Origin of the sequence: Methylobacterium terricola (assembly GCF_006151805.1) — a bacterium.
GTDB classification, from domain to species: Bacteria; Pseudomonadota; Alphaproteobacteria; order Rhizobiales; family Beijerinckiaceae; genus Methylobacterium; species Methylobacterium terricola.
In genome coordinates, this window is record NZ_VDDA01000002.1 from 284,963 (window position 1) to 305,062 (window position 20,100).

Annotated in this window: 22 protein-coding genes; 11 read left to right on the plus strand and 11 right to left on the minus strand. The window is 71.1% G+C overall.

What is annotated here, in order from left to right; genetic code table 11:
• The first annotated feature begins 237 nt into the window (after positions 1-237).
• On the plus strand, positions 238-1,587 hold the full coding sequence (locus tag FF100_RS05655; protein WP_139034590.1) for an MFS family transporter: 1,350 nt from the start codon (positions 238-240) through the stop codon (positions 1,585-1,587).
• 159 nt (positions 1,588-1,746) lie between these two features.
• Here the strand turns inward: FF100_RS05655 and msrP are convergent, their stop codons facing one another.
• Positions 1,747-2,721: a protein-methionine-sulfoxide reductase catalytic subunit MsrP gene (gene msrP, locus FF100_RS05660; protein ID WP_139034591.1), complete on the minus strand. Its 975-nt coding sequence runs from the start codon at positions 2,719-2,721 to the stop codon at positions 1,747-1,749.
• 193 nt (positions 2,722-2,914) lie between these two features.
• Here msrP and FF100_RS37710 point away from each other — a divergent pair, with 193 nt between their 5' ends.
• The 5 genes from FF100_RS37710 (at position 2,915) to FF100_RS05685 (ending at position 6,003) form a co-directional block, all read left to right on the plus strand.
• A complete protein-coding gene (locus FF100_RS37710) occupies positions 2,915-3,343 on the plus strand; it encodes a hypothetical protein (RefSeq protein ID WP_246101931.1) in 429 nt (142 codons plus the stop codon).
• A gap of 148 nt (positions 3,344-3,491) precedes the next feature.
• On the plus strand, positions 3,492-4,292 hold the full coding sequence (gene soxA / locus FF100_RS05670; RefSeq protein ID WP_139034592.1) for a sulfur oxidation c-type cytochrome SoxA: 801 nt from the start codon (positions 3,492-3,494) through the stop codon (positions 4,290-4,292).
• A gap of 54 nt (positions 4,293-4,346) precedes the next feature.
• Positions 4,347-5,015: a nitrile hydratase subunit alpha gene (gene nthA / locus FF100_RS05675; protein ID WP_139034593.1), complete on the plus strand. Its 669-nt coding sequence runs from the start codon at positions 4,347-4,349 to the stop codon at positions 5,013-5,015.
• Positions 5,012-5,701 (plus strand): nitrile hydratase subunit beta, encoded by a 690-nt coding sequence (gene nthB, locus FF100_RS05680; protein ID WP_139034594.1) that lies wholly within the window; start codon positions 5,012-5,014, stop codon positions 5,699-5,701. The genes nthA and nthB overlap by 4 nt, the downstream gene beginning before the upstream one ends.
• Positions 5,698-6,003 (plus strand): nitrile hydratase accessory protein, encoded by a 306-nt coding sequence (locus FF100_RS05685; protein WP_139034595.1) that lies wholly within the window; start codon positions 5,698-5,700, stop codon positions 6,001-6,003. Before nthB ends, FF100_RS05685 begins: the two co-directional genes overlap by 4 nt.
• 113 nt (positions 6,004-6,116) lie before the next feature.
• Here FF100_RS05685 and FF100_RS05690 read toward each other — a convergent pair whose 3' ends face one another.
• The 4 genes from FF100_RS05690 to FF100_RS05705 form a co-directional block, all read right to left on the minus strand.
• Positions 6,117-6,989, minus strand: a complete 873-nt coding sequence (locus FF100_RS05690) for an NAD(P)-dependent oxidoreductase (protein ID WP_139034596.1) — start codon at positions 6,987-6,989, stop codon at positions 6,117-6,119.
• A gap of 75 nt (positions 6,990-7,064) precedes the next feature.
• The gene (locus FF100_RS05695; RefSeq protein WP_139034597.1) at positions 7,065-7,502 is read right to left on the minus strand and encodes a Tellurite resistance protein TerB; all 438 of its coding nucleotides are present in this window, start codon (positions 7,500-7,502) and stop codon (positions 7,065-7,067) included.
• A 375-nt stretch (positions 7,503-7,877) separates the two neighbouring features.
• Positions 7,878-9,008, minus strand: a complete 1,131-nt coding sequence (locus FF100_RS05700; RefSeq protein WP_246101932.1) for a zinc-dependent alcohol dehydrogenase family protein — start codon at positions 9,006-9,008, stop codon at positions 7,878-7,880.
• A gap of 108 nt (positions 9,009-9,116) precedes the next feature.
• Positions 9,117-9,383, minus strand: a complete 267-nt coding sequence (locus tag FF100_RS05705) for a DUF1127 domain-containing protein (RefSeq protein WP_246101933.1) — start codon at positions 9,381-9,383, stop codon at positions 9,117-9,119.
• Between the two features lie 123 nt (positions 9,384-9,506).
• On the opposite strand from FF100_RS05705, the gene FF100_RS05710 reads away from it, so the two are divergent.
• The 3 genes from FF100_RS05710 (at position 9,507) to FF100_RS05720 (ending at position 12,698) form a co-directional block, all read left to right on the plus strand.
• Complete coding sequence (locus FF100_RS05710) at positions 9,507-10,385, plus strand: LysR substrate-binding domain-containing protein (RefSeq protein WP_139034599.1); 879 nt, start codon at positions 9,507-9,509, stop codon at positions 10,383-10,385.
• A gap of 284 nt (positions 10,386-10,669) precedes the next feature.
• Positions 10,670-11,932, plus strand: a complete 1,263-nt coding sequence (locus FF100_RS05715) for a porin (RefSeq protein ID WP_139034600.1) — start codon at positions 10,670-10,672, stop codon at positions 11,930-11,932.
• 130 nt (positions 11,933-12,062) lie between these two features.
• The gene (locus FF100_RS05720; protein WP_139034601.1) at positions 12,063-12,698 is read left to right on the plus strand and encodes a LysE family translocator; all 636 of its coding nucleotides are present in this window, start codon (positions 12,063-12,065) and stop codon (positions 12,696-12,698) included.
• 54 nt (positions 12,699-12,752) lie between these two features.
• Here the strand turns inward: FF100_RS05720 and FF100_RS05725 are convergent, their stop codons facing one another.
• The 4 genes from FF100_RS05725 to FF100_RS05740 form a co-directional block, all read right to left on the minus strand.
• A complete protein-coding gene (locus tag FF100_RS05725; protein WP_139034602.1) occupies positions 12,753-14,291 on the minus strand; it encodes a sensor domain-containing diguanylate cyclase in 1,539 nt (512 codons plus the stop codon).
• Between the two features lie 364 nt (positions 14,292-14,655).
• Positions 14,656-15,153, minus strand: coding sequence for a hypothetical protein (locus tag FF100_RS05730; protein WP_139034603.1), 498 nt, complete (start codon positions 15,151-15,153; stop codon positions 14,656-14,658).
• 7 nt (positions 15,154-15,160) lie between these two features.
• Positions 15,161-16,468 (minus strand): dual-specificity RNA methyltransferase RlmN, encoded by a 1,308-nt coding sequence (gene rlmN / locus FF100_RS05735; protein ID WP_139034604.1) that lies wholly within the window; start codon positions 16,466-16,468, stop codon positions 15,161-15,163.
• 190 nt (positions 16,469-16,658) lie between these two features.
• On the minus strand, positions 16,659-17,261 hold the full coding sequence (locus tag FF100_RS05740) for an invasion associated locus B family protein (RefSeq protein WP_139034605.1): 603 nt from the start codon (positions 17,259-17,261) through the stop codon (positions 16,659-16,661).
• 173 nt (positions 17,262-17,434) lie between these two features.
• On the opposite strand from FF100_RS05740, the gene FF100_RS05745 reads away from it, so the two are divergent.
• Together FF100_RS05745 and FF100_RS05750 are read left to right on the plus strand one after the other, a co-directional pair.
• Entirely contained in the window at positions 17,435-18,493 is a 1,059-nt protein-coding gene (locus FF100_RS05745; protein ID WP_139034606.1) for a phosphotransferase, read from the plus strand.
• 200 nt (positions 18,494-18,693) lie between these two features.
• On the plus strand, positions 18,694-18,924 hold the full coding sequence (locus FF100_RS05750; RefSeq protein ID WP_139034607.1) for a hypothetical protein: 231 nt from the start codon (positions 18,694-18,696) through the stop codon (positions 18,922-18,924).
• A 31-nt stretch (positions 18,925-18,955) separates the two neighbouring features.
• On the opposite strand, the gene FF100_RS05755 is transcribed toward FF100_RS05750, so the two are convergent.
• Both FF100_RS05755 and FF100_RS05760 read right to left on the minus strand, forming a co-directional pair.
• Positions 18,956-19,153 (minus strand): hypothetical protein, encoded by a 198-nt coding sequence (locus FF100_RS05755; protein WP_139034608.1) that lies wholly within the window; start codon positions 19,151-19,153, stop codon positions 18,956-18,958.
• Between the two features lie 269 nt (positions 19,154-19,422).
• The gene (locus FF100_RS05760; protein ID WP_139034609.1) at positions 19,423-19,992 is read right to left on the minus strand and encodes a GNAT family N-acetyltransferase; all 570 of its coding nucleotides are present in this window, start codon (positions 19,990-19,992) and stop codon (positions 19,423-19,425) included.
• Positions 19,993-20,100 lie beyond the last annotated feature (108 nt).

The window sequence follows — 20,100 nt, forward strand, 5'->3', positions numbered from 1 at the left end:
CCGACGGGTTTCCGCGACCGGTCTTCGGTCGCCGGGTCGGTGCATTCGGCATCCGGGGCGACCTTGCGGCAGCCCGCTATCCTTGGGGCAGCCTGCCGCGACACCGCGAAAACGCCGGATGAGCGCGGTGCGGGGCTGTACCCCGGGCCGTCATTCTCCTAGTGCGGGCATGGCGCAGGGCTCCACGGCCCGCGTCGCGCCGACATCGCTCACCCCGGGGAGGAGACCGAACCCGCGATGACCAGCACTGCCCAGAGCCGGCCCGGATCAGCCGACGGCCTCGCCTCGCAAGACCCCACCATCGCGGCCTACGACAACAAGGCGCGCATCAAGGCCATCATCGGCTCCTCGTCGGGCAACCTCGTCGAGTGGTACGATTTCTATGCCTATGCCTTCACGGCGATCTACTTCAAGGACGTGTTCTTCCCGGGCTCCGACCCGACGGTGCAGCTCATCAACACGGCGGCGGTGTTCGCCATCGGCTTCCTGATGCGGCCGATCGGCGGCTGGCTGTTCGGCCGCGTCGCCGACCGCTACGGCCGCAAGACCTCGATGCTCATCTCCGTGATGATGATGTGCGCGGGCTCGCTCGTCATCGCGATCCTGCCGACCTACGCCCAGATCGGGATCTTCGCGCCGGTGCTGCTGCTCTTCGCCCGCATGGCGCAGGGCCTGTCGGTCGGCGGCGAGTACGGCACCTCGGCGACCTACATGAGCGAGGTGGCGCTGAAGGGGAAGCGCGGCTTCTACGGCTCGTTCCAGTACGTCACGCTGATCGGCGGGCAGCTGCTGGCCTCGCTGGTCGTGGTGCTGGTGACCCTCACCCTCGACGACAAGGCGATGACCGCCTGGGGCTGGCGCATCCCGTTCTTCATCGGCGCCGCCGCCGCCGTGGTCGCGCTCTACCTGCGGCGCTCCCTGCACGAGACCTCGACCGCCGAGACCCGCACCTCGCGCGAGGCCGGCAGCATGGCGTCGATCTGGCGCAACCACCGCCGTGCCTTCGTCACCGTGCTCGGCTACACCGCCGGCGGCTCGCTGATCTTCTATACCTTCACCACGTACATGCAGAAGTACCTGGTGAACACCACCCACATGGACAAGAAGACCGCCAACCTGGTGATGACGGCGGTGTTGTTCACCTACATGGTCGTGCAGCCCCTGTTCGGCATGTTCGCCGACCGGTTCGGCCGCAAGACCGCGATGCTGCTGTTCGGCGCCTCGACCACGCTGCTGACGGTGCCGCTGCTGCACGCGATCGCCGGCGCGCAGAACCCGATCGTCGCCTACGGGCTGATTACCGCAGCGTTGCTCTGCGTCTCGTTCTACACCTCGATCAGCGGCCTGGTGAAGGCCGAGATGTTCCCGGCCGAGGTGCGGGCGCTCGGCGTCGGCCTGTCCTACGCCATCGCCAACGCGATCTTCGGCGGCTCGGCCGAGTTCGTGGCCTTGACCTTCAAGGAGGCCGGTTCCGAGACGACCTTCTACTGGTACGTGACGGCGATGTGCGCCATCGCGTTCCTGGTCTCGCTCCAGATGCCCGACAGCCGCCGCTCCGGCTACCTGCAGGGCGACGGGACGGCCTGATCGGCCAGCGCTCCCGTATCGACGAGTCGATGCGGGAGCATCCGGCGCATGGGCGCCGGTGCCCATGCGGGCTTGCCCGCCCCACGCGAGCGAGGGACGGGTCGCCAACGGTGTCATACCCTCGCGCCTTCGGACGGGTTCGTTCGAAGGCGCAAGGCATCAGACGAACAGGCGCTCCTTCTCGAGCCCCTTGTACAGGTCGGCGACCTGGGCGCCGTAGCCGTTATAGATCAGCGTCGGCACCCGCTCGTCGGTGCCCAGCACCCGCTCGCTCGCCTGGCTCCAGCGCGGATGCGGCACCGCCGGGTTCACGTTGGCCCAGAAGCCGTATTCCGAGGCCTGCAATCCCTCCCAGAAGGTCTTGGGCCGCTCCGCCGTGAAGGTGATGCGGTTGATCGACTTGACCGACTTGAAGCCGTACTTCCACGGCACGGCGAGCCGCAGCGGCGCGCCGAACTGGTTGAGCAGCGGCTTGCCGTAGATTCCGGTCACCATGAAGGCCAGCTCGTTGTTGGCCTCCGCCATCGTCAGGCCCTCGGTGTAGGGCCAGGGATAGAAGAAGGCGCGCTGGCCCGGCGCCATCGCCTTGTCCATGAAGGTCTGCATCTGGATGTACTTGGCGTCGCCCTTGGGCTTGGCCAACGCCACCAGGGCGCTGAGCGGGAAGCCGGTCCACGGCACCGCCATCGACCACGCCTCGACGCAGCGGTGCCGGTAGAGCCGCTCCTCCAGCGCCATCTTGCGCACCAGGTCCTCGAAGCCGATCTCGAACGGCGTCTCGACCAGGCCGTCGATCTTGATCGTCCAGGGCTGGACCTTGAGCGCGTTCGAGCCGGGGGTCACCGTCTTGTTGGTGCCGTACTCGTAAAAGTTGTTGTAGTCGGCGCTGTAGCGCTCCGCCGTCACCGGGCGGTCGAGGGTGTAGGCCGGGTTTTGCTTGGCCGGGTAGAGGTCGGCGGTCTTCACCGCGCCCGTCCCCTCCCCCGGCAGCGCCGCGAGGGCCGGTCCGCCGGCGAGCGAGGCCGCCGCCATCCCCAGGCTGCCGCCGAGCAGCGCCCGACGGTTGAGGAAGACCGATTCCGGGGTGGCGAGGCGCTCGGGCATCTCCCAGCCGCGCTTGACCTTGATGAGCATGACGCAAGTCCCTGGAGGCACGTCTCTGAAAGGCAGAGTGTTGCAGCGGACATCGGGGCGAATGGCCTGCGGCGCAAGTCACGGTTCAGCGAGGTTCCACCGCGCGGCGGCGCGGCTGCATCGGGGTGGGAAACCGGTCCGCCACCGCGGCGTGAGCGACGACAGCGGGGTCGCATCGTGCGATAGAACCCCCATGCCCGCCAAGAATCCCCAAGCCAAGAAGCCCCAAGCCAAGAGTAACCAGGCCAAGATTACTCAGGCCAAGAATCCGTCAGCCAAGGGTACTCAGGCCAAGGATCCTCCCGCCAAGGATCCTCAGGCGAAGGATCCTCAGGCGAAGGATTCTCAGGCCAAGGGTTCTCAGGCCAAGGGTCCTCAGGCGAAGAAGCCCCAGGCGAAGAAGCCGAAGCACACCGCCTTCACGGTCGCCGTCTCGGCCGCCGACGACGGCACCAGCGCCCCGGCCCTGCGGGTCTACGTCGCCATGGCGACGGATCCCCTCGCCGCCGTGGCCATCGTGCAGGCGCTGATGCCGGAGGCGGCGATCGAGCTGAGCGGCACCCTCTCCGACCGCCTCGCCGCGCGGCTGAAGCTGAAGCCGGGCGAGGTCCGGCCGATCTGAATTCGGATCGCGCCCGGGGCCGCCTCGGCAGCCTCCGACGTCGCTCGAGGTGATCCCGGGTTCCGCGAGGCGGCCACGGGGTGACGTCGAGGTCGCGCAGACGCGTCCTGCGTGCGCACGGATCCTCTCGCGTATAGGCTGTCGCGCCATGAGCGATGCCCCCCGGATACGCGCAACGATCGGCCGGACCGCCGCCGGCCTCGCCCTCGCGGCCCTGCTCCTCGGCCTGGCCGCCGCGCACGAGATCCCGCCCGCCAAGCGCCGCTCCGGCTTCGACCAGATGGCGCCCGAGACCCGGGCGATGCAGGCCGACGACACCGCCAATCCGGGCATGCTCTGGGTCCAGGACGGGGCGGAGCTGTTCTCGCGCCCTCCCTCCCCGGGCGCCCCCGCCTGCACGGCCTGTCACACCGAGGCGTCGCTGCGCGGCACGGCCGCGCGCTACCCGGCCTGGGACGAGGGAGCGGGCCGGCCGGTCGACCTCGAAGGCCGGATCGACCTCTGCCGCACCCGCCACCAGGGCGCGGCGCCGCTGCCGCGCGAGGGCCACGACCTGCTGGCGCTCACCGCCTATCTCGGCCACCTCGCCCGCGGGCAGCCGCTGGCCCCGCCGACCGACCCGCGCCTCGCGCCGGCCCGGGACGAGGGCCGCCGGCTGTTCGAGACGCCGATGGGCCAACTCGGCTTCTCCTGCGCCGCCTGCCACGACGCGCTCTGGGGCCGGCGCCTCGGCGCCGCCACGATCCCGCAGGGCCATCCCACCGGCTACCCGCTCTACCGGCTCGAATGGCAGGATCTCGGCGCGCTGGAGCGGCGCCTGCGCAACTGCCTCACCGGCATGCGGGCCAAGCCGTTCACCCCGGGCTCGGCGGAGGTGGTGGCGCTGACCCTCTACCTGATGCAGCGGGCCGCCCCCCTGCCCGTGGAAACCCCGGCCGTGCGTCCGTGACGGTGGCGGTGCGGGGGCCGGGCGCGTATCCTCGGCTCTCCGGGAGGGCCCCGCATGGCGCAAGACCACGATCATCACCACGACCACGACCATCACTCGCACGATCACCACGACCACCCGCATGGCAGCGAGCTGTCGCCGATGGACCTGCGGGTGCGCGCCCTCGAATCGATCCTGGTCGAGAAGGGCTACGTCGATCCGGCCGCCCTCGACACCCTGATCGAGACCTACGAGACCAAGGTCGGGCCGCATAACGGGGCCCGGGTGGTGGCGCGGGCCTGGGTCGATCCGGCCTTCAAGGCGCGGCTGCTCCAGGACGGCAGCGCGGCGATGCGCGAGCTGGACGTCGGCGGGCGCGGCGGCGAGCACATGGTGGTGGTCGAGAACACGCCGGAGGAGCACAACGTCGTCGTCTGCACCCTGTGCTCCTGCTACCCCTGGCCGGTGCTCGGCCTGCCGCCGGTCTGGTACAAGTCGCCGCCCTACCGCTCCCGCGCCGTCATCGACCCGCGCGGGGTGCTGGCCGAGTTCGGCACGGTTCTGGCCCCGGAGACGCGGATCCGCGTCTGGGATTCGACCGCGGAGCTCCGCTACATGGTGCTGCCGATGCGCCCCGCCGGCACCGACCATCTCGACGAGGCGGCGCTCGCTGACCTCGTCACCCGCGACGCGATGATCGGCACCGGGCTGCCCCTGAGTCCCGACCAGGGAGCCCGCGCATGAATGGCGGACAGGATCTCGGCGGCATGCAGGGCTTCGGCCCGCTCGGCCTCGAGGCGGACGAGCCCCGGTTCCACGCGGAATGGGAGCGCCGGGTCTTCGCCATGGCGATGGCGATGGGCTATACCGGCGCCTGGAACCTCGATGCCAGCCGCGCCGCCCGCGAATCGCTGCCGCCCGGCGAGTACCTGACCTCCAGCTACTACCGGATCTGGTTCCGGGCCCTGGAAAGCCAAGTGCAGCGGCACGGCCTCGTCGAGGCCGGCGAGCTCGCCGCGGGTGCCGCCCTGGCGCCGCCGGCCCCGGTCGCCCGGGTGCTGAAGGCCGAGGAGGTAGCCCCGCTCTTCTCCCGCGGCTTCCCGAGCGACCGGCCGGTGGCCACTCCCGCCCGCTTCGCCCCCGGCGACGAGGTGCGGGCCAAGATCGTCAACCCGACCGGCCACACCCGCCTGCCGCGCTACGTCCGCGGCCGTACCGGCACGGTCGAGCGGGTCCATGGCGGCTTCGTCTTCCCGGACACCAACGCGGCGCTGTCCGGCGAGGCGCCGCAATGGCTCTACACCGTGCGCTTCGCCGCGGTGGAAGTGTGGGGCGAGGATGCCGATCCGGGGCTCACCGTCTCGGTCAACGCCTTCGAGAGCTACCTCGAGCCCGCCCGTATCGCCGCGCCGGAGCCGCCGCGCTCATGAGCCGCCCGCCCGAGCCTCCGGTCTTCGCCGCCCCCTGGGAGGCGCAGACCTTCGCCCTGGTGGTGTCGCTGCACGATGCCGGCCTGTTCACCTGGGCCGACTGGGCCCAGGCCCTCGGCCGGCACGGCGATCGCACGGCGGATTACGCCCTGTGGCTCGAGACGATCGAGGCGCTGATCGCCGAGCGCGGGCTGACCAGCCCGGCGGCCCTGGCGGAGCGCCGCGCGGCCTTCGCCCGTGCCGCGGCGGCGACGCCGCATGGGGAGCCGATCCGGCTGGAGAACGATCCGGGGCCGGCGTGAGGCCGAGGGATGGACGGTTCTCCCCGCCATTCCGGGCTTTCGCCTGCGGCGAGCCCCGGAATGGCGGGGAGATTGGCGAGCGGCGATAAGGGCCCGCGCATGGGCGGCCGCGCTTAACGCCCCGCCCGCCGGGCCGACACCGTCGCCAAGGCCGCCAGATCCTTCTCCCCGTCGCCATGCGCCAGCGCGTCGAGCAGGCTGTCGCGCAGCACGCTCGCGAGCGGCATCGGCACCCGGGCGGCCTCGCCGGCCGCCAGCGCCAGGCGCACGTCCTTGGCGCCGAGCGCCAGCCCGAAGCCCGGCGGCTCGTAGCGGCCGGCGGCGATCGAGGCGCCGTAGTTCTTGTAGACCGGGGCGGCGAAGATCGTGTTCGTCAAGAGGTCGAGGAGATCGGCGGCGGGAACGCCGTGCGCCTCGCCGAGGGCGGCGGCCTCGCCCATCGCCTCGATCGCCGCGACGATCATCATGTTGCCGGCGAGCTTGACGGCGTTGGCCCGGGCCGGTGCCGCGCCGAACCGCCAGGTCTTCGCGCCCATCGCATTGAGGAGCGGCTGCGCCCGGGCGATCGCCTCGTCCGGCCCGGCGGCCAGGATGTTGAGCTTGCCGGCCTCCGCCACGTCCGGCCGGCCGAAGACCGGGGCGGAGACGTAAGGGATGCCGGCCCGGCCATGGATCGCCGCCAGCTCCTCGGCGAGCGCGACCGAGATGGTGCTGGTGCCGAGATGCAGCCCCGGTCCCTGCGCCTGATCGAGCAGGCCGCCCTCGACGATCACGGCGCGGAGCGCGGCGTCGTCGGCCAGCATCGTCACCGCGGCATCGCCCCGGAAGGCCTCGGCCGGCGTGGCCACCGGTTCGGCGCCGTGGGCGCGCAGCGCCTCGGCGGCGGCGGCGGAGCGGTTCCAGACCCGGACCCGGTGGCCGGCCCTGACCAGGTTGAGCGCCATCGGCCGGCCCATCCGGCCGAGCCCGAGAAATCCGACATCCATCGCGAACACTCCCGCATCCTCGCGCGGGAGATATGGCGGGTTCGGCGCGTGTCAGCCCTCGTCGGCGTCAGGCTCTTACACGCCGAGAAGCGCGGCCTTCTCGACGCCGAGCACCTCGGCGATCTCGGCCAGCGCCTTGTGCTCCAGCTCGCTGATGCCGCCCTGGTCGGCAACGTCGGCGGCGATGAGGAAGATGTCCTGGCGCTGCTCCAGCGCCCGGTCGGCGATGGCGCCGACGAGGCGCAGGTTCTCGAGCCGTCCGGCGCGGCTCTTCGCGCGGGCGATCGCCTCGTGCAGCTCCTGCTCGAGCTTCAGCACCCCGTAGGACTTGTGCAGGACCGGGTTGTTGCTGAGATCGGCCAGAGCCGTCTCGATCTCCTCCTCGTCGATCTCCTGATCGGCCAGGATCACGGCGGCGGCCGCCGAGCAGGCGGCGTGGAGGAAGGCGGTATCGCCGGCATAGGACATGACGACCCGGCCGACCCGGGCAAAGGCATCCTGAAACAGCCCCATGACACGTCCTTGGTGAGAAGATCCTTCGGGCCGGCAGCGGGCGGGCCCCTCGTTACGGCAGAGCCGTCATCGAAGCATGGCTTCACCGCCGCGGGCAAGGCCGGCCTCGTCCCGACCGGTGACCGGGGCCGCTGACCACAGGGATCTGCGAGGAAAAAAACCTGCGGCGTGCTCTCGTCGACACGCCCGCATGCGGCGCCATCGATGCGGTGGGGCCGCGTCCTGATCGGCGCTTGACCGGTCCTGCCATCGGAGACGTCTGGCGACCTCTCCTGACGGCACGGAAACTCCCCTGGATCGCCCCGGGTTCCGATGGCGCGGCCCCGGAAGACCCAAGGGCCAGCCGCTCGGTCCCGCGCCGACGAAACCGGAATGTCACATCGTGATCACCTGCCGGATCGCCTCGCCGCGGTCGAGCCGGTCGAAGCCCTCGTTGATCTGGTCGAGGGTGAGCGTGCCGGTCATCAGCTTGTCCACCGGCAGGCGGCCCTGGCGGTACATCGCGATGTAGCGCGGGATGTCCCGGGCCGGGACGCAGGAGCCCATGTAGCTGCCGCGCACCACCCGCTCCTCGCCGACGAGCCCGACCGGCGGGATCGCGAAGCTGTGGTTCGGGTTGGCGAGGCCGGCCGTCGCCGTGGTGCCGCCGCGGCGGGTGATCCGGTAGGCGGTGTCGAAGGCCTTCACTGAGCCGGCCATCTCGAGGGCGTAGTCGACGCCGCCGTCGGTGGCGTCCCGGATCGCCGCGACCGCGTCGGGATCGGTGGCGAGGAAGGTGTCGGTGGCGCCGAGCGCGCGGGCGACCCGGAGCTTGTCCTCCGACAGGTCGACCGCGACCACCCGGCCCGCGCCGCTGGCGACGGCGCCGATCAGCGCCGACAGGCCGACGCCGCCCAGTCCCACCACCGCGACGCTCTGGCCCATCTGCACCCGGCAGGTATTCACCACGGCGCCGACGCCGGTCATCACCGCGCACCCGAACAGGGCCGCCTCGACGAGCGGGATGTCGGGATCGATCCTCACGATCGAGCGGCGCGAGATCACCGCGTACTCGCCGAAGGCCGAGACACCGCTGTGGTGGCTCACCTCGACCCCTTCGCAGCGGATGCGCTTGGCCCCCGACAGGAGCGTGCCGCGGCCGTTGGCGGCGTTGCCGGGCTCGCACAGCGCGCCGCGCCCCTCGCGGCAGGGCGCGCAGCCGCCGCAGGTCGGCACGAACGACATCACCACGTGGTCGCCGCGCTTGAGGTCGGTGACGCCGGGCCCCAGCTCCTCGACGATGCCCGACGCCTCGTGCCCGAGCGCCACCGGCACCGGCCGGATCCGGTCGCCGTTGATCACCGAGAGGTCCGAGTGGCACAGCCCGGCGCCCGCGATCTTCACCAGCACCTCGTCCGGCCCCGGCGGATCGAGCTCGATCGTCTCGATGGTCAGCGGCCGGGTCTCGGCATAGGGCCGCGCCACGGGAGCATGGTGCAGCACGGCGGCGCGAACGCGTAGGGACACGATACATCCTCCCGGCGGGGCATTCTCTGGCTCTGGCGGACCCCGACGGGAGCAGGCTGGCAGCGGCATTGCCGCCGGTCAACCGGCCGCGGAGACAGGCCGACCGGCTCAGGCCGCACCGTCGGCGCCCGGCCGCCAGAACGGCCGGCGCGCCTCGGCCTCGGCCTCGCGGCGGGTGAGGCCGACATCGGCCAGGGCCTCGTCGGTCGTCCAGGGAAGGTCGCGCGCCAGGGCGCGGCGGGCGGCCCAGCGCCGGGCCCAGCCCCGCAGGATCGCCACCCCGGCTAGCCGCGGTTCGTGCATCCGGCTCACGGCCGGCACCCGCGGGAGCGCCGCGATGCGGTGCGTCGGGAACGGGATGACGGTGGCGGCCACGGCGGATCTCCTTCTCGTCGTCAATCTTGCGGATCTTCGGGCCCGGAAGGGCTACCCGATCGAGGGGCTGCCGACTATTGAGTTCTCGCGCATGCTTCGTGCGTAAAACTCACGGATGGCCCGATGCGCCAGCTGCCGCCGCTCTCGTCCCTGCGCGCCTTCGAGGCCACGGCCCGCCTCGGCTCGGTCACCCGGGCCGCGGACGAGCTCGGACGCACCCACGGGGCGGTGTCGCGGCAGGTGCGGGCGCTCCAGGAGCAGGCCGGAACCCTCCTGTTCGAGAAGGCCGGCACGGGCCTGCGGCTCACGCCGGCCGGCGAGGCCTTCCGGACCGTGGTGACGGGGGCGCTCGACGACCTCGAACGGGGCTACCGGCGCCTGCGCGATGCCGGGCACGGGGCCAACGTCCATCTCGCCTGCGGGGCGACCTTCGCGATGCGCTGGCTGGTGCCGCGCCTGTCGGGGTTCTACCGCGCGCGGCCGACGGTGCAGGTGCGCCTGTCGATGACCTCGGCGCGGGAGATCCGCGACGAGGGGGCCGACCTGGTGCTGACCTGGGACCGGCTCGCCCACCCGATCCGCGACGAGGCGCGGGCGATCCGCCTCGGCGACGTGGCGTTCGGCGTCGTCTGCGCCCCTGGCTATCCGGTCCGGGCGGAGGGCCGGACGCTCGCCGCCGCGGCCCGGATCCGCCACGAATACACCCCGCATGCCTGGCCGGCCTGGGAGACGGCGGCGGGCTGGCGCATCGCCGCGGAGCGCGACCTCGCCTTCCCGCATAACGGCCTGTGCATCGAGGCCGCGCTATCGGGACTCGGCCTCGCGGTGGTCGAGCAGATGCTGGTGCGGGACGACCTCGCGGCCGGGCGCCTCCTGGCGCCCTGCGGCTTCCACCGCTTCCCCGACGGCTTCGCGGTCCTGCCGGCGGCCGACCGCCCGCTCTCGCCGGCCGCCGCGGCCTTCATCGACTGGCTGCGGCGGATGCTCGCCGAGGAGGCATGAGGCGCGCCATGCCGGCCGGTGCGAGGCGTCTCGCGAATCGCCCGCACCCGACGCGGAGCCGGCCGCTCACGACATCGGGCGGCGTGACGTTGCCGCAGCAGTAGATCGCCCCATTTGCCGTCACCGAGGTATCACACGCGTTGCGCGAAAGACACGGCGCGGCAGGCATGCATTCGTCAGTTCCTGGATTGCCTAACTTTTGAGCAAACGCACAACAAATCGTTTTGCCACGTTGCCGCCACACTGCCAGCTTGGCCGCAGTTGATGTCCAGATGGATTCTCCCGTGGCAATGCGCTTCACCCTCAGCAGCCTGACCGTCGCCCTGCTGTCGTCCGGCTCCGCCTTCGCCGCCGACCTGGCCGTCCCGGCCCCTGCTCCGGTGGCGGTTGTCGAGCGCTGCAAGGCGACCCTGTCGCTCCCGGCCTATGGCGGCATCATCAAGCCGAACCCGAACCCGTCCTGCATCACGCTGGGCGGCTTCGGCGACATCTATGTCGGCGGCGCGCTCACCGGCTACGCCTATACCCAGACCAACCCGTTCCCGTTCTCGGCCGCCCCGCTGCCGAGCGACCGGGCGGCCCGGGTCGACTTCACCAACATCCAGGGCTGGATCCAGAAGGCCGACGGCCCGTTCCAGTTCTACGTCCAGGGCGGCGCCTACGCGATCCCGTCGCTCGGCTTCGTCAACTACAGCGCCCTGCAGCAGACCGACCTGCTGTTCACGCCCCTGCCGGTCGCCTTCGGCAAGTACGTGTTCAACGACAACTGGTCGATCCAGGGCGGCCGCATGCCGACCCTGATCGGCACCGAGGCGCCGTTCACCTTCCAGAACCTGAACATCTCCCGCGGCCTGCTGTTCAACCAAGAGAACATCATCAACCACGGCGTTCAGGTGAACTACAGCGACGGGCCGTGGTCGGCCTCGGTCGCCGGCACCGACGGGTTCTTCTCCGGCGAGCTCAGCTGGCTCACCGGCGCCATCACCTACAAGCTGGACGACAACAACTCGTTCGGCATCAACGGCGGCACCAATCTCGGCCGCACCAACGCCTTCGCCCGCAGCCTGCGCTACCAGTACGCCACGCCGGGCCTGCAGCAGAACAGCGGCATCGTGTCGGTGAACTACACCTACTCGAACGGCCCGTGGGCGATCACCCCGTACTTCCAGTACACCAACGTCCCGCGCGACTTCCGCCTCGGCATCGTCGAGGGCGCCTCGACCTATGGCGGCGCGGTGCTGGCGAGCTACACCTTCACCGACAACTTCGCCCTCGCCGGCCGCGTCGAGTACATCGCCCAGACCGGCGACCGGCTCGCCGGCGGCACCAGCCTGCTCTACGGCGCGGGCAGCTCGGCGCTGTCCTTCACCGTCACTCCGACCTTCACCTTCGACCGCTTCTTCGTGCGCGGCGAGTACTCGCGGGTGCAGCTCTACGACATCACCCGCGGCAACCTCGCCTTCGGGACCCTCGGCACCGGATTCGGCCGTACCGGCAACCGCGTCTCGCAGGACCGCTACATGATCGAGGGCGGTATCACCTTCTGACGCCACCCCGATCACACCGGCGTCATTCGCGCCCGCCCGCGGTCTCCCGGGCGGGCGCTCCTCGTTTCGGGCGGCTTTGAGCCCGGCTCGGCCGCGGCTACAGACCGGGACATCCTTCCGGAGCCGCCCGATGAGCGCCCTGCCCGACACCCCGACGCTGCTGGCCTATCTCGCGGCCTGCCTGGTGCTGTTCGTCACCCCGGGGCCCGACATGAGCCTGACGCTCGCCCGCACCATCGGCTCCGGGCGGCGGGCCGGGATCGTCACGGTGCTGGGCACCAGCCTCGGCACGCTCCTCCACACGCTCGCCGCGGTGCTCGGGATCTCGGCGCTGATCGCGGCTTCCGCCACCGCCTTCCTGGTGCTGAAGGTGGTGGGCGCGCTCTACCTCGCCTGGCTCGCCGTCGACGCCCTGCGCCGCGGGTCGGCGCTCACGCTCCGCGTCGAGACGGTGCGGGGCGGCCTGTGGCGCACCTTCTGCCTCGGCCTCGGCGTGAACCTCACCAACCCCAAGGTGGTGCTGTTCTTCCTGACCTTCCTGCCGCAATTCGTCCGCGCCGATGCCCCCAACCCGACCGGCCACCTCGCCGTCCTGGGCCTCGCCTTCGTCGGCCTGTCGCTGCCGCTCGGGATCCTGATGGTGCTCGGCGCCGCCCGCGTCACCGGGGCGCTCCAGGCCCGGCCGCGGCTGATGCGCGGGATCGACTGGCTGTTCGCCGGGCTGTTCGGAACCTTCGCGGCCCGCATCCTGCTGACCGTGCGCTGACGCCGCGTCCGGCCAGCCACCCAGCCGCTTTCGTCGGAGAGCGCTCCCGGGCCCTCACGAAGCCTCGGCGATGCCCGTGCCCGCCACGAGGCGCAGATGCGCGGCCGCCGGCCGCATCTCGGCCCGGCAGGTGCGGTTGCGGCCGCCGTTCTTGGCGGCGTAGAGCGCCCCATCCGCCGCCCGGTAGAGTTCGGCCCGCGAGCCGGGGCAGGCCGCTACGGCGAGCCCGATGCTCACCGTCACCGCGCCGGCCGGGAGGTCGGCCGAGGCGACCGCCAGGGTCGCCACCGCATCGTGCAGACGCCCCGCCACCCGGGCGGCCCCGTCGGCGTCGGTATCCGGCAGGATCACGGCGAATTCCTCGCCGCCGATCCGGCAGAGCAGGTCGTCCGGCCGGTGGATCGCCGCCGACAGGCAGCGCCCGAGCCCGCGCAGGATCTCGTCGCCGACCGTGTGGCCGTAGCGGTCGTTGAAACGCTTGAAGTGGTCGGCATCGACGATCAACAGGGCGAGCGGCCGCGCCGCGTCGGCCGCCGTCTCCTCGGCCCGGCACAGGGCCTCGTCGAAGCGGCGGCGGTTCGGCAGCCCGGTCAGCCCGTCGGTCATCGACAGGCGGCCGAGCTCGGCCTCGACCGCGCTGCGGCGCCGGAGTTCCCGCCCGCACAGCAGGGCGAGCAGCACCGCGACGCCGAACAAGGCCAGCAGCATGACGCCGATCATCAGCGCCCTGGCGCGCCAGCCGGCCTCGATCGCCTCGGTGCCGATCCCCAGCGACAGGAACAGCGGCAGCTCGCCGACCTGCGTGAAGGTGACCAGCCGGGAGATGCCGTCGCGGTGGGCCCGCGCGGTGAAGCTGCCGTTCCGCTCGACGATGACGCGACGCAGATTCGACCCCCCGGAGATGTCGGTGCCGACGTCGCGCACGTCGTAGGGGAAGCGCACGATCCGGATGCCGTCCTGGCGCATCAGGTTGATGCTGCCGTCCTGTCCGAGATCCACCTTCGCCAGGATATGGGTGAAGTGCGACAGCTTCAGGGTCGCCACCGCCACGCCGCCGAACGACCCGTCGGGCTTGGAGATCCGGCGGCTGAAGGCGACCGTGTAGGCGCCCGACATCCGCGACTGGTAGGGCTTGCTGACGTAGAGCCCGACATCCGGGCTGAGCCTGTGGACCTGGAAATAGTCGCGGTCGGCGAAGCTGCCGCCGGCGCCCGACGGGTAGCGCGAGTTCAGGATGCCGTGCCCCTGCTCGTCGAACAGGACCAGGATGCCCGAGCCATCGGCGGTGACGACGCGGTCGAACAGCACCATCCGGCGCACGGCCTCCGGCGCCGCGGCGATGAGCGGGCTCTGGACCTTGTCGATCAGGCCCCGCAGCGCCTGGTCGGTGATCTCGACGTTGCGGGCGATGTCGGTCTCGATCACCTTCAGCAGGTTCCGGGACGTCTCCTCGGCCCGCGCCCACATCTCGCGCCGCAGCTCGTAGAGCATGAAGCCGGAGACCAGCAGCATGCCGAGGGGAGCCAGAACGCCGAGCGCGATCCAGACCCGGGCGGTCTGGAGGCCGGCGAGGAGGCGGCGCGGCAGGGACATCGTCTGGGCTCTTTCCGCGTGGAATTTTTTCTCGGACCCATCTCACGCCATCAGGTCTAAACAGAACTTTCACGCGAGTCGGGCCGCTGCGGTTCTACACAGGATCGACTGTGGCTCGACAGGGACGAACGGGATCGATCGCTAACAGGAACTTGCCAGCCCCGACGGCGCCCGGATCTCGACTTGGCGTTCTATCTGGCTTGCCTGCATTGCCCGACGGAACCGATATCGATTTGCCGATAAAAATGTTGAATTGCACGATATACAATATAGGGCGAGCGCGGCCCGGACGAGTCCTGCTTGGGGTCGTCGATCGCGGCGCGTTCTCCCCGGCGGGCCGGGGTCCATTGCCTCGTCGACTGCTCTAGCGTCGCGGCGCGGCCCACATCGTGGCCGGTCCGCGTCCGGCGAAGCGGCCGGCGGCGAGCCAGTAGACCAGTCCGGCGATGCCCCCGGCGCAGAACAGGATCGCGGTCACCCGCCCCTCGCCTGCGCCGGCCGGGCCACTGGCGCCGCGCATCAGCCAGGGCAGGAGGGCGGTGAGGAGGCCGGTGGCGCCGCCGTACCAGGCGAGCGAGCGCCAGCCCAGAACCTCGCCGACGACCGCGTTGAGCGCCGGCGGCACCGCGACGAGGAGCAGGATCGCGCGTCCGAGGTTCACCGCGCCCTCGACCATGCCGGGATCGGGCGCGTAGCCCTCGGCGAGGTCCGACAGCACGGCTTCGAGCCCCGACAGGCCGAGCTGGCCGAGGATGTCGCGCAGGGCAGGATCCATCGCGACGCCGATCCCGAGGGCGACCGCGCCGCAGGCGATCGCCATCAGCAGCGCCGTCGCGATCGCGAGAAGGCGGCCGAGGGACATCCCCGTCTCAATCGTCGTCGTGGCTGGCGGCGTAGACGCCCTCGGCGCCGATGCCCTCTTCCAGCATCATCCGGGCGCGGGCCCGCAGCTTCTCGGTCTCGCTCTTGAGCTGGCCGCAGGCCGCCAGGATGTCGCGGCCCCGCGGCGTGCGCACCGGCGAGGCGTAACCGGCATTGAACACGATCTCGGAGAAGCGCTCGATCCGCTCCCAGTCCGAGCACTCGTACTTGGAGCCGGGCCAGGGGTTGAACGGGATCAGGTTGATCTTCGCCGGAATGCCCTTGAGCAGACGCACCAGTTCCCGGGCATCGGCATCGGAATCGTTGACGCCCTTCAGCATCACGTATTCGAAGGTGATGCGGCGGGCATTCGACACGCCCGGATAGTCGCGGCAGGCCTGGAGCAGGTCGCGGATCGGGTACTTGCGGTTGAGCGGCACCAGCTCGTTGCGCAGGTCGTCGCGGACCGCGTGGAGCGAGATTGCCAGCATGGCATTGGCCTCGATCCCGAGGCGCTCGAATTGCGGCACCACCCCGGAGGTCGAGACGGTGATGCGCCGGCGCGACAGGCCGAGGCCCTCGTGGTCGCTCATCACGCCCACCGCGTCGATGACGTTGTCGACGTTGTAGAGCGGCTCGCCCATGCCCATGAACACGATGTTCGAGACGAAGCGCGAGCCGTCGACCGGCACGAAGGCGCCCTTCGGCGGGGTCCTGCCCGGCCAGTCTCCGAGGCGGTCGCGGGCCACCACAAGCTGTGAGACGATCTCCTGGCACGAAAGGTTGCGCACCAGGCGCTGCGTCCCGGTGTGGCAGAACGAACAGGTCAGGGTGCAGCCGACCTGCGACGAGACGCAGAGCGTGCCGCGGTCATTGGCCGGGATGTAGACGCACTCGATCTCGGCGCCGCGGTTGTGGTCGTGCCGGCCGGTCGACGGCATGCGGATCAGCCACTTGCGGGTACCGTCGCGCGACACCTGCTCGTTCACCACCTCGGGCCGGTCGAGGGTGTGGATGCCGGCGAGCTGCCCTTTGAGCACCTTGCTGACATTGGTCATCTCGTCGAAGGAGGCCGCCCCCCGCACGTTGATCCAGTGCCAGAGCTGGCCGGCACGCATGCGCTGCTCGCGCTCGGGCACGCCGATGGCGGCGAGCCGCCCTTTCAGGGCCTCGCGGGTCAGGCCGACGAGGGAGGTCGGCCCGGTGGCCTCCAGCGCCTCGGGGCGGATCTCGGGCGTCTTCTCGATCGCCGGAGCCTGTGCTGCTGGTACGGCGCCAGTCCCGCGCCGGGCGGTGTCGAACGACGCCGTCGCCATGAGTATTCAAACCTTCGAATGAAGCGGATTACCGCGGCATATAGGGGTATTCGGGCCGAAACGCGATGGGCCCGGCGCCGAATGCCGCCGAGGGCGCACAGCCGACACCTACCGGCAATCCCCCTGGTCATCCCGGGTCGGCGCAGCGGAACCCGGGATGGCAGGCGCACATCCGCTTACTTGCACTCGCTTACTTGCACTCCTCGCGGGTGCGCTTCATCGCCTCGCCGAAGCCGTCGAGGGCGTATTCGTCGGTCGAGGCGTTGCCGCGCTGCGAGACCGCCTTGATCACCACCTTCTTGCCCCGCCCCATCTCGGCGACGACCTTGCCCTCGTCGGCCGGGTTCTGGACCCAGGCATTGGCGCCCTTCACCACCAGCGCGTAGCGGGCCGCGCCGATCGCGAGGCTCGGATCGGAGGCCGAGGAGGCCGGGGTCGGCACGGCGCCGTTCGCCGCCGCGGTGGTCGTCGCCTGCCCGCTGCCGGGCTTGGGGGCGAAGCCCAGCATCACCGCGACCTCGTTGTTGACCTTCTCGCCCTTGCGGACCGTGACGAACAGGTAGGCCGGGTCGCGCTTGAGGCTCTTCGGGAGCCGGACCTGCGGCTGGCTGATGGCGTAGCAGATGCGCGACTTGCCCTCGCCGGCGGCGAAGACGTTCCAGTCGCCGAAGGTGCCGATCGGGCTCGCCTGGAGGCTCGGGGGGGCGGCGTCCGCCTTGGGCTTCGGCTTGGCCGCGGCAGGCAGGACGAGGAGGAACAGGCCGGCGGCGGCGAGGAGGGATGCGCGAATCATGCGGGCACTCTAGTCGCGGGTCGTACGCTTGCCCACCCGATTGCCGGAAAATGCGGCGAAATCAGTGGGCTATCGACAGGTCCCGACGAATTGCTGCGGTGCAGGAATGACCCGCGGCCACCGGTGGGGCATGGTCCGGCCAGGAAACGCACGCGAGAGGCCGCGAAGGTCGCATGACTGCCCCATCCCCATCGGACCTGCCCGAGACGATCCCGGTGCGCGAGGCCCACCGCTTCCCGACCGAGGCGCTGGAAGCCTTCCTCGCCGAGCAGGGCCTGGGGCGCCTGCGCGAGCTGCGGCAGATGCGCGGCGGCCAGTCGAACCCGACCTTCCTGGTCATGGCCGAGGCCGGCGAGTACGTGCTGAGGAAGCAGCCGCCGGGCAAGCTCCTGCCCTCCGCCCACGCGGTCGACCGCGAGTTCCGGGTGCTGCAGGCCCTGTCGCGCACCGACGTGCCGGTGCCGCAGGCGGTGGCCTATTGCGCCGATCCGGGCGTCATCGGCACCCCGTTCTACCTGATGGAGCGGCTGCACGGCCGGGTGTTCTGGGATCCGATGCTGCCGGAAGTGCCGCGCGAGGAGCGGGCGGGGATCTATTACGGCATGAACGAGGCCCTGGCGCGCCTCCACCTCGTCGACCCGGCGGCGATCGGGCTCGCCGATTTCGGCCGTGCCGGCAACTACTTCCAGCGCCAGATCGACCGCTGGTCGAAGCAGTGGGTCGCCTCGAAGACCCGCGAGAACCTCGCGATCGACCGCCTCGCCGAGTGGCTGCCCGCCCACATCCCGGCGGACAGCGACGAGACCCGGATCGTCCACGGCGATTTCCGCCTCGACAACATGATCTTCCACAAGACCGAGCCGCGGGTGATCGGCATCATCGACTGGGAGCTGGCGACGCTCGGCCACCCGCTCGCCGATCTCGGCTACAACTGCATCGCCTACAACACCGACCCGTCCGCCTATCGCGGCATGCTGGGCCGCGACCTCCCGGCCCTCGGCATCCCGACCCAGGACGAGTACGTGCGCCGCTACTGCGCGCGCACCGGGCGGCGCGACGGCATCACGCCGTTCCACGTCGCCTTCGCGCTGTTCCGCCTGGCGGTGATCCTCGAGGGCGTGCTCGCCCGCTCGAAGGCCGGCAACGCCTCGAGCGACGAGGCGAGCCAGAAGGGCGCGCTCGGCATCGCGCTGGCCGAGCGGGGCTGGGAGCTGGCGCAGGGTCAGGCTTGACGAGCGCTCCGCCCCAAGGATACGCTGTGTCTCCCAGCAGAAGGATGGAAGACGATGGTTCGCTCGCTCGCACGACAGGGGTTTCCCACGCGGTGACGTGAGCGCACGTGTCGTCTGCCGGCAACCCCGATGGCGCGAGCCCTCGGGGTTTTTCTTTGCCCGGATTTGTCTGCTGTGAATCAAACAGAAGAGGAAAGGTCATGACCACGCACTACGTCCAGTGCGAGCTGTCCCGTCATCGGCTCGTGCAAGTCACCTGGCTGCCGGAGCGCTTCGCCCGCGCGGGTGACTACGTGAAGCTGAAGGCAGAGGGAGGCTGGCAGGACGGGTGGCGGGTCATGGCGACCTATCCGGGCGTGCGGCTCAGCCACGACGTGCTGATGGAGCGCAGCCAGGACTACAAGCGCACCCGCGCCGCCTCGGACATCTGACCGCGAGGACGGGCCGTCGCCGGACGGCCCGTCACGCCTCGGCGGCCTCGCGCTCGCGCCGCCGTTGCAGGCGGGTGACGCCGTAGATCGTCGCGAGGCGCAGGCGGGCGGACCGGACGGGCGGTGCGCTGCGCTCGGCCTGGGCGGCCGCGATGGTGCGGAGCGCCGCCGCGACGGAGCGTTCGAGCGCGGCAGTCTCGTCGCCGCGCATGGTCCGAGCGGTCTGCATCCGGATGTCCCCTCCTGCGATATCCATGCTGGTTTCAGCCGGAAAATTCGGCGTGGACGGGGCCGGACGGTGGCGAAGGGATGCCTTGATTGAAGCGTTCCTTCGTCCGCCGGCGGCTGGGCCGCAGGCCACGCTTGCTCGACCCGGCCGCGCGATCGGGGGGACACCCCGTCTCCGCCTCGCAGGGTCATCCCGAGGCCGCGAGAGCGGAGGGCGGGATCCGGCGCCGCGGGACGTCCAGGATCCGCGACGGCGGATCGACGGCGTGCTCACACCACCGGCAGCACCGGCCACGCCGCCGAGGCTGCCGCCGCGACGTCGAACAGGCTGCCGACGCCCTCGCTCCAGAGCGAGAAGGCGGTGGGCGGGCTGAGCGCGAGCACCGCGTGGATCTCGCGGCTGCCGGTGCCGAACTCGGCGCCGAGGCGGCGGGCCAGCGCCCGCATCGGCCGGTTGCCGGCCAGGCAGCGCAGGTGAAGCCGGCGCGTGCCGCCGTTGCGGGCGGCCTGGGCCAGGCGGGCGCCGAGCGCCGCGCCGAGTCCCTGGCCGCGATGGCCGGGTGCCACCGCGAAGGCGAGCTCGGCCTCCGCCGCGCGGCCGGCGGGGCGCAATTCGCCGACGCCGCACAAGGTGCCGTTCGTGAAGGCGCCGACGATCAGGCCCTCGGCGGAGATGGCGCGGGCGGCGTAGGCGGCAGCCGCCGTCTCGCTGACCGCGCCCATGAAGCGGTCGAAGCGGGAGCCCGGATCGAGGCTCCGGAACAGGGCGACGACCGCATCGCGGTCCGTCGACCAGAGGCGCCGGACCACGGTGCCGGCGGGAGGATGAGTGTTCTGCATTCTCGAGGTGCATTCCTGACGAGGGGGCTGCACGTCTTCGAGCGTTTCCCGTTCCCGGCCGACGGCCGGGATTGTGCAATGCAGCAGAGCGTAGCACCGTTCCGGGCA